Origin of the sequence: Rhodopseudomonas sp. B29, assembly GCF_000333455.1 — a bacterium.
Classification (GTDB): domain Bacteria; phylum Pseudomonadota; class Alphaproteobacteria; order Rhizobiales; family Xanthobacteraceae; genus Rhodopseudomonas.
On the sequence record NZ_BADD01000136.1, the window covers coordinates 1 to 2,369 of the forward strand.

The 2,369-nt window shown below is 59.3% G+C and carries 2 protein-coding genes and 1 pseudogene; all 3 read right to left on the reverse strand.

Annotated features, from left to right (window positions below):
- A pseudogene (locus tag I5M_RS05125) lies at nt 1–355 on the reverse strand (fumarylacetoacetase); the annotation flags it as partial.
- Between the two features lie 71 nt (nt 356–426).
- Entirely contained in the window at nt 427–1,419 is a 993-nt protein-coding gene (locus tag I5M_RS05130) for a 2-enoyl thioester reductase domain-containing protein (protein WP_022720426.1), read from the reverse strand.
- 11 nt (nt 1,420–1,430) lie between these two features.
- Nucleotides 1,431–2,369, reverse strand: a 939-nt coding sequence (locus tag I5M_RS05135) for a polysaccharide deacetylase family protein (RefSeq protein ID WP_022720427.1), incomplete at its 5' end; no start/stop codon positions are given.

Here is a 2,369-nt window from a genome sequence, read left to right on the forward strand (position 1 = left end):
AATGCAGAAGCTGCTCTTCTCGTCGCTTCACAGTGTTGCCGGATTCTCTTTCGTCTAGCAGATCGGCCAATTTGAAGCGCAATTCCCCGAGCGCCGGGCGCCCCAACGAGAACAACGCGTTCAGCGACGGTCCTCCGAACACCTCCTTTCGGATGGAGGATGGAAGCAGGTCAAGTTCGCTCGCCCGCTTGAGATCGAAAACGCGGGAGCCAATCGCAACTCCAGGACGACGCTCCGAATTTTCCCGGGTGCTGAAGATGCCGAGCGGAAGATTCTGGACTGGATATTCGCAACAGCTTTCATTGGCGTCCTCGACGAAGCTGCGTCGGGATAAGTCGTGCGTTTCGTCGATCATGCGGTCATTCCGGTCCCTGAATAACTGGGTGCTTGGCCCCGCGCGTCGCGCGCCGAGCTACTTCACGCTTGCTACCCGACAGGTCCGTTGGGCGTGACGAGGATCTTGCCCGAGCTTCGGGAGCGGAGCGCATGTGCAAGCGCCTCTCGGATGTTCTCGATCGGATACAGACGTTCGATGCCGATGCGGAATTTCGCCTCCCTTAGATCATTTTCGATGTCGTGGTAGAAGCGCTGGACCTCGTCGGTGCCGCGCCTATCAAGATGACGACCCAGAAGGAAGCCGCGCAGGCGGATGTCGCGGTAGATCATTTCGGAGGACGGAACCGTGATCGGATCGCCGGACATAGACCCATAGGCGCATAGGGTGGCGCCGGGAGCCAGACAGGCGGCGATCCTCGCGGTCGCGGCCCCCGCGACCGCGTCAATACCGAGCCTCACTTCCGCTCCACCCGTAATTGCCTCAGCGCGCTGATGAAGGCCATCGCCGTCAACGAGGCACGCATCGGCGCCCAGCTCCTTCAGCGCAGGGAAAGCTTCTTCGTTTCGCACGACATTGATCGTGCGCAGGCGACGTCTCTTAGCGAACGCAATGACGAGGTGGCCGACCGACGAGTTGGCGGCGTTCTGGATGATCCAATCTCCCTCTTTGAGGGGAACGAAGTCATCGAGCAGGAGACGAGCGGTCGGCGGGTTGATCCGAAGCATCGCGGACTGAAGAGGATCGGAATCGGGCGGCAGTACTATCACCCTGTCCGCCTTCACTCGCCGTTCCTGGGCCCAGTTTTCGCGATCCAGATTAATGACGAGATCGCCGCGCCTGACCGCCCCTACTGCCGATCCGACGGCGGAAATCCGACCGACGCACTCGGCGCCGGGTGTGGCTGGGAGGGGAGGCTTGAGGCGATATTTTCCTCGGATAAAAGAAATGTCGGCGGGATTGATGGGAAAGGCGACGGTACGAAATACGACTTCGTCCGCTCCGGGCTCGCCGACGTCCGGCGCCTCCACGCATGCCACCACGTCATCCGGTTCACCATAGCTCTTGATCGCGATCTTCTTCATTGCTGGTCTGCTCAATTCGTCCGGGGGATCCAGAAGCCTCCGACTTCATCGCAGATTCCCTTGAACACCTTGGTCATTACCTCCGGCTTCGAAAGCCCGGCCATTGGGCAGATCCGATCAATTTCATCGACAATCGCAGGCGGACAATCATCGATACTTAAGCCCCGGACCGTCGCCCACTTCTGGATGTGATTCAGGAAGCGGTGCGTGACCAAGGGGACCGGCTGGCCGTTGATCGGATCGGACATAGCCTCGTCCAGACCGATGAACTCGGCGCCGCCCGTCGCGAAGCCCTCGAGGATTTCGCCGATGCATTCGGCAGCGAGCGGCGTCGCGTGAATGAGCCAAATATAGCTTATGTCCCGGCCAAACATCGCCCGGGCCGCAGCCGCCTGCACCCGCAGCTGCTGCAAGGCCGTCTCAATGAAAGTCTTGCGCAGATATTGAAGCGCAGCCTCGTCCTTGCTTAGGCTCGCCCGATAGTGAGGCGCGATGAAGTCTGTGTCGTAAAACCACGCGTTGATCGGCGCGGTCGTATACTTGTTGCTCGATAAATAGGCGCTTACCTGTTCAAACTTGTCCTGGGTATTGCCCCAATTGTCCATCGCGTAGCGGAAGTAGCGTGTTGGCGACTGGCTTGCCCACCGCTCAATGAGCTCTCCGGTCTTTTCTATGTCTCGTATGTAGTGAACGGCGTCGATCCAGTTGAGGTTGGCGTGATAGTGGGTGTGATTTGAGACGAAGTGTCCCCGTTCAACCCACTGGTCGAGAATCCGAAGCAGATCGCTGTCATGGTCCGCCGGAGCTGTACCGGAGAACGCGTAGACACCAGAAATCGAATGTCTCGCAAAGGCCGCCATCAGAGCTTCCGCGACCGTACTCGGCGTATGCCCCGGGCCCACGGCATGCCTTTCCAAGAAAGAGTCGTCGACCGTGATCGCAATCTTAAT